Raw genomic sequence first — 938 nt, forward strand, 5'->3', positions numbered from 1 at the left:
GGTTCAACAATCGTAACTCAGGACAAAAACCTTCCTACGATCACAGCGACTGGCGGACAGATCACTTGTTTGGTTCCGACCATCACAGTGAGTGCGACAGCGACACCAAACACTGGTGTATCTTATGTATGGACTGTACCTGCTGGAGTAACCAACCCGGGTAGTGTAGCTTCATTTACAACTACAACACCAGGCACATATTCAGTAACCGTAACGGTAACAGCGACAGGCTGTACTGCAAGTACAACCGCGACAGTAACCGAAGATAAGAGTGCACCGACAGTAAACATAACAGGTGGACAAATTACTTGTTTGACTCCAACTATTACAGTATCAGCTTCAGCGACGCCAAACACAGGTGTAACTTATACCTGGACAGTACCTGCAGGCGTAACTGCCCCAGGTAATGTGGCTTCATTCACCACTACAGTGGCTGGAACTTACAGCGTAACCGTAACGAAAGAGAACGGATGTTATGCAAGCAGTTCGACTGTTGTAACAGAAGATAAAACAGCACCAACAGTAATAGTTAGCGGTGGCCAGATTACCTGTGCAGCTCCAACTGTAACAGTGAGTGCGACAGCTACACCGAATACAGGTGTATCTTACGCATGGACCGTACCTGCGGGTGTAACCAACCCTGGCAGTGTGGCTTCATTTACTACAACTGTACCAGGCACATATTCAGTAACCGTAACTAAAACATCATCAGGATGTACAGTAACGGGTTCTACAATAGTAACTCAGGACAAGAACCTTCCTACGATCACAGCAACTGGTGGCAAAATCACTTGTTTGACTCCTACGATTACAGTATCTGCTACAGCCACACCAAATACAGGTGTAACTTACGTGTGGACAGTACCTGCCGGAGTAACCAACCCTGGAAGTGTAGCGTCATTTACGACTACCACACCAGGCACATATTCAGTAACCGT

At 46.8% G+C, this 938-nt stretch carries 1 pseudogene; it reads left to right on the forward strand.

What is annotated here, in order from left to right:
- Positions 1–938: pseudogene (locus GVN16_RS25945) on the forward strand (hypothetical protein); the annotation flags it as partial.

Origin of the sequence: Emticicia sp. CRIBPO, assembly GCF_009905725.1 — a bacterium.
In the GTDB taxonomy this organism is placed as follows: Bacteria; Bacteroidota; Bacteroidia; order Cytophagales; family Spirosomataceae; genus Leadbetterella.